The following is a 5871-nucleotide window of genomic DNA, read 5'->3' as shown; positions in this document are numbered from 1 at the left end:
TGTGTCTGTTGTTTGAGAACTCAATAGTGTGCCAAGTTTGTTGATACCGATTTGTTTTTATGGATTGGTTGAATTTGCCGGGCTGCCCGCCCCTGTGGGTGGTCTGGTTTTTACAGCTGGTTTCAAATTTTTGCTGTCTGGTTGCCGCGTTTTCCCGTGGTTTCCTGGTGGTTTCTGTTTTTGTTTTACTTCAACGGAGAGTTTGATCCTGGCTCAGGATGAACGCTGGCGGCGTGCTTAACACATGCAAGTCGAACGATGATCCCCAGCTTGCTGGGGGGATTAGTGGCGAACGGGTGAGTAACACGTGAGTAACCTGCCCTTAACTCTGGGATAAGCCTGGGAAACTGGGTCTAATACCGGATATGACTCCTCATCGCATGGTGGGGGGTGGAAAGCTTTTTGTGGTTTTGGATGGACTCGCGGCCTATCAGCTTGTTGGTGAGGTAATGGCTTACCAAGGCGACGACGGGTAGCCGGCCTGAGAGGGTGACCGGCCACACTGGGACTGAGACACGGCCCAGACTCCTACGGGAGGCAGCAGTGGGGAATATTGCACAATGGGCGCAAGCCTGATGCAGCGACGCCGCGTGAGGGATGACGGCCTTCGGGTTGTAAACCTCTTTCAGTAGGGAAGAAGCGAAAGTGACGGTACCTGCAGAAGAAGCGCCGGCTAACTACGTGCCAGCAGCCGCGGTAATACGTAGGGCGCAAGCGTTATCCGGAATTATTGGGCGTAAAGAGCTCGTAGGCGGTTTGTCGCGTCTGCCGTGAAAGTCCGGGGCTCAACTCCGGATCTGCGGTGGGTACGGGCAGACTAGAGTGATGTAGGGGAGACTGGAATTCCTGGTGTAGCGGTGAAATGCGCAGATATCAGGAGGAACACCGATGGCGAAGGCAGGTCTCTGGGCATTAACTGACGCTGAGGAGCGAAAGCATGGGGAGCGAACAGGATTAGATACCCTGGTAGTCCATGCCGTAAACGTTGGGCACTAGGTGTGGGGGACATTCCACGTTTTCCGCGCCGTAGCTAACGCATTAAGTGCCCCGCCTGGGGAGTACGGCCGCAAGGCTAAAACTCAAAGGAATTGACGGGGGCCCGCACAAGCGGCGGAGCATGCGGATTAATTCGATGCAACGCGAAGAACCTTACCAAGGCTTGACATGAACCGGTAAGACCTGGAAACAGGTCCCCCGCTTGCGGTCGGTTTACAGGTGGTGCATGGTTGTCGTCAGCTCGTGTCGTGAGATGTTGGGTTAAGTCCCGCAACGAGCGCAACCCTCGTTCTATGTTGCCAGCACGTGATGGTGGGGACTCATAGGAGACTGCCGGGGTCAACTCGGAGGAAGGTGGGGACGACGTCAAATCATCATGCCCCTTATGTCTTGGGCTTCACGCATGCTACAATGGCCGGTACAAAGGGTTGCGATACTGTGAGGTGGAGCTAATCCCAAAAAGCCGGTCTCAGTTCGGATTGGGGTCTGCAACTCGACCCCATGAAGTCGGAGTCGCTAGTAATCGCAGATCAGCAACGCTGCGGTGAATACGTTCCCGGGCCTTGTACACACCGCCCGTCAAGTCACGAAAGTTGGTAACACCCGAAGCCGGTGGCCTAACCCCTTGTGGGAGGGAGCTGTCGAAGGTGGGACTGGCGATTGGGACTAAGTCGTAACAAGGTAGCCGTACCGGAAGGTGCGGCTGGATCACCTCCTTTCTAAGGAGCACCTACAAACGCCCGGCTCATGTATGTGAGTGTGGTGGGTTTGTCAGGAGTAAATGCCCGTTGCGCAGACGCAAGTTCTGCGGCGGGTGCTCATGGGTGGAATATCAACAAATAGGTGCCTGGTGGCACGGACCGGCAGTCAGTACGGACGCTTTCTCTTTCCTTCGGGAATGGGGGTGTCTTGGAAAGCTTGCCGGGTCGTTTCTGCCGGGTAGTGTTTGGCACACTGTTGGGTCCTGAGGCAACAGGGCCGGGTTTGTCGTGGCTTTGGCTGCGGCGTGTCTGGTACTTGTTTGTTTCTGGTTTCCTGGCTGCACCGATCGCACGGTTGCCCCCTCGTTTTGTGGGGGTGTGTGTGGGGTGTGTGGTTTGGGGTTGTTGTTTGAGAACTACATAGTGGACGCGAGCATCTTTTATAAGAAGCAATTTCCAAGAATATGAACCTGGATCTGGCTGCGCGTGATGATGGCTTCCTTTGGGGGGTTGTTGTTGGGTGTGGTTGGTTTCATGGTTCTCTCGAAAATTACTGATTGATCTTTTGTGGTCAAGTTTTTAAGAGCACACGGTGGATGCCTTGGCATTAGGAGCCGAAGAAGGACGTAGGAATCTGCGATAAGCCTGGGGGAGTCGATAACCGGACTGTGATCCCAGGGTGTCCGAATGGGGAAACCCCGCCAGACGCGCGAGTGATCTGGTGACCCGCATCTGAACACATAGGGTGCGTGGAGGGAACGCGGGGAAGTGAAACATCTCAGTACCCGCAGGAAGAGAAAACAATAGTGATTCCGTTAGTAGTGGCGAGCGAACGCGGATAAGGCTAAACCGTTCCATGTGTGATAGCCGGCGGGCGTTGCATGGTCGGGGTTGTGGGACTTTCCATACCAATTCTGCCGGGTTGGTGGGGTGTGATGTGCAGGCATAGGTGAACGGTCTTGAAAGGCCGGCCAGAGAGGGTGTGAGCCCCGTAACCGAAATGTTGTGTACCGCCCGGATGAGTATCCCAAGTAGCACGGGGCCCGAGAAATCCCGTGTGAATCTGTCAGGACCACCTGATAAGCCTAAATACTCCCTAATGACCGATAGCGGACCAGTACCGTGAGGGAAAGGTGAAAAGTACCCCGGGAGGGGAGTGAAACAGTACCTGAAACCGTGTGCTTACAATCCGTCGGAGCAGCCTTGTAGCTGTGACGGCGTGCCTTTTGAAGAATGAGCCTGCGAGTTAGTGTTACGTCGCGAGGTTAACCCGTGTGGGGAAGCCGTAGCGAAAGCGAGTCTGAATAGGGCGTTGCAGTGGCGTGATCTAGACCCGAAGCGAAGTGATCTACCCATGGCCAGGTTGAAGCGACGGTAAGACGTCGTGGAGGACCGAACCCACTTCAGTTGAAAATGGAGGGGATGAGCTGTGGGTAGGGGTGAAAGGCCAATCAAACTTCGTGATAGCTGGTTCTCCCCGAAATGCATTTAGGTGCAGCGTTGCGTGTTTCTTACCGGAGGTAGAGCTACTGGATGGCTAATGGGCCCTACAAGGTTACTGACGTCAGCCAAACTCCGAATGCCGGTAAGTGAGAGCGCAGCAGTGAGACTGTGGGGGATAAGCTTCATAGTCGAGAGGGAAACAGCCCAGACCACCAACTAAGGCCCCTAAGCGTGTGCTAAGTGGGAAAGGATGTGGAGTTGCGAAGACAACCAGGAGGTTGGCTTAGAAGCAGCCATCCTTAAAAGAGTGCGTAATAGCTCACTGGTCAAGTGATTCCGCGCCGACAATGTAGCGGGGCTCAAGTACACCGCCGAAGTTGTGGCATTCAGATATTAGCTAAGCCCTTGTGGTTCAGGCGTCTGGATGGGTAGGGGAGCGTCGTGTGGGCAGTGAAGTCGCGGTGTAAACCAGCGGTGGAGCCTACACGAGTGAGAATGCAGGCATGAGTAGCGAAAGACGGGTGAGAAACCCGTCCGCCGAATGATCAAGGGTTCCAGGGTCAAGCTAATCTGCCCTGGGTAAGTCGGGACCTAAGGCGAGGCCGACAGGCGTAGTCGATGGACAACGGGTTGATATTCCCGTACCGGCGAAAAACCGCCCATGCTGAACAGGGGATACTAACTGCCCGAGACCTGCCTGACACCCCTTGTGGGTGAAGGGTTTTGGTGGAGCGCAGGACCTGATCCTGGGAGGCAAGCGTATTAACAGGTGTGACGCAGGAAGGTAGCCAAGCCGGGCGATGGTTGTCCCGGTCTAAGGATGTAGGGCGAACGGTAGGCAAATCCGCTGTTCATGATGCCTGAGATCTGATGGGACCCCCGTTTGGGGGGATTTGGTGATCCTATGCTGCCGAGAAAAGCATCGACGCGAGGTTTTAGCCGCCCGTACCCCAAACCGACACAGGTGATCAGGTAGAGAATACTAAGGCGATCGAGAGAATTATGGTTAAGGAACTCGGCAAAATGCCCCCGTAACTTCGGGAGAAGGGGGGCCCCAACCTTGAACGGTACTAGCGACCGGGAGGGGATCGGGGCCGCAGAGACCAGGGGGAAGCGACTGTTTACTAAAAACACAGGTCCGTGCGAAGTCGCAAGACGATGTATACGGACTGACTCCTGCCCGGTGCTGGAAGGTTAAGAGGACCGGTTAGCCGCAAGGCGAAGCTGAGAATTTAAGCCCCAGTAAACGGCGGTGGTAACTATAACCATCCTAAGGTAGCGAAATTCCTTGTCGGGTAAGTTCCGACCTGCACGAATGGAGTAACGACTTCCCCGCTGTCTCAACCATAAACTCGGCGAAATTGCAGTACGAGTAAAGATGCTCGTTACGCGCAGCAGGACGGAAAGACCCCGAGACCTTTACTATAGTTTGGTATTGGTGTTCGGAGTGGCTTGTGTAGGATAGGTGGGAGACGTTGAAGCCCGGACGCCAGTTCGGGTGGAGTCATCGTTGAAATACCACTCTGGTCACTTTGGACATCTAACTTCGGCCCGTAATCCGGGTCAGGGACAGTGCCTGATGGGTAGTTTAACTGGGGCGGTTGCCTCCTAAAAAGTAACGGAGGCGCCCAAAGGTTCCCTCAGCCTGGTTGGCAATCAGGTGTCGAGTGTAAGTGCACAAGGGAGCTTGACTGTGAGAGAGACATCTCGAGCAGGGACGAAAGTCGGGACTAGTGATCCGGCGGTACATTGTGGAATGGCCGTCGCTCAACGGATAAAAGGTACCTCGGGGATAACAGGCTGATCTTGCCCAAGAGTCCATATCGACGGCATGGTTTGGCACCTCGATGTCGGCTCGTCGCATCCTGGGGCTGGAGTAGGTCCCAAGGGTTGGGCTGTTCGCCCATTAAAGCGGTACGCGAGCTGGGTTTAGAACGTCGTGAGACAGTTCGGTCCCTATCCGCTGCGCGCGCAGGAAATTTGAGAAGGGCTGTCCTTAGTACGAGAGGACCGGGACGGACGAACCTCTGGTGTGTCAGTTGTACTGCCAAGTGCACCGCTGATTAGCTACGTTCGGATGGGATAACCGCTGAAAGCATCTAAGCGGGAAGCTCGCTTCAAGATGAGATTTCCATACACCGGACGGACGAACCTCTGGTGTGTCAGTTGTACTGCCAAGTGCACCGCTGATTAGCTACGTTCGGATGGGATAACCGCTGAAAGCATCTAAGCGGGAAGCTCGCTTCAAGATGAGATTTCCATACACCATTGTGTGTGAGAGGCCCCCAGCCAGACCACTGGGTTGATAGGCCGGATGTGGAAGCGAGGACTAACGACTCGTGAAGCTGACCGGTACTAATAGGCCGATAACTTACACCACACACCACCCCGCAAACGGATTCAAAAGCGTTTGCACCCAAGGGGTTGGTAAAAAGATAACAAGACTGCTTGCGTCCACTATGTGGTTCCCAAACAACAAACCAAACCGGTTCGTTGTCCAGGGAACAAAACACAACTGAATAACAACACCACAGCACCCGCAAGGGAGCACACACTTGTTGTAACCACAAAGATTTCCCACCCCCAGCAATCGCAGGGGTGCGGAGCAAGGGTTACGGCGGTCATAGCGTGGGGGAAACGCCCGGTCCCATTCCGATCTCGGAAGCTAAGACCCACAGCGCCGATGGTACTGCACCCGGGAGGGTGTGGGAGAGTAGGTCACCGCCGGACA

At 54.9% G+C, this 5871-nt stretch carries 3 rRNA genes; all 3 read left to right on the top strand.

Annotation, left to right across the window (positions count from 1 at the left end):
* The first annotated feature begins 190 nt into the window (after nt 1-190).
* Nucleotides 191-1715: ribosomal RNA gene (locus M8J71_RS03110) — 16S ribosomal RNA — on the top strand.
* 551 nt (nt 1716-2266) lie between these two features.
* Nucleotides 2267-5520, top strand: a 23S ribosomal RNA gene (locus tag M8J71_RS03105).
* Nucleotides 5521-5753: 233 nt separating this feature from the next.
* Nucleotides 5754-5870 (top strand): 5S ribosomal RNA (gene rrf, locus M8J71_RS03100).
* Together the 16S, 23S and 5S rRNA genes form the textbook arrangement of a ribosomal RNA operon.
* The last annotated feature ends 1 nt before the right edge of the window (nt 5871 follow it).

It is taken from the genome of Pseudarthrobacter sp. R1, from assembly GCF_024494415.1.
Lineage (GTDB): Bacteria > Actinomycetota > Actinomycetes > Actinomycetales > Micrococcaceae > Arthrobacter.
Note: the sequence above shows the minus strand (reverse complement) of the source record. Positions and strands in the feature narration are given on the sequence as shown.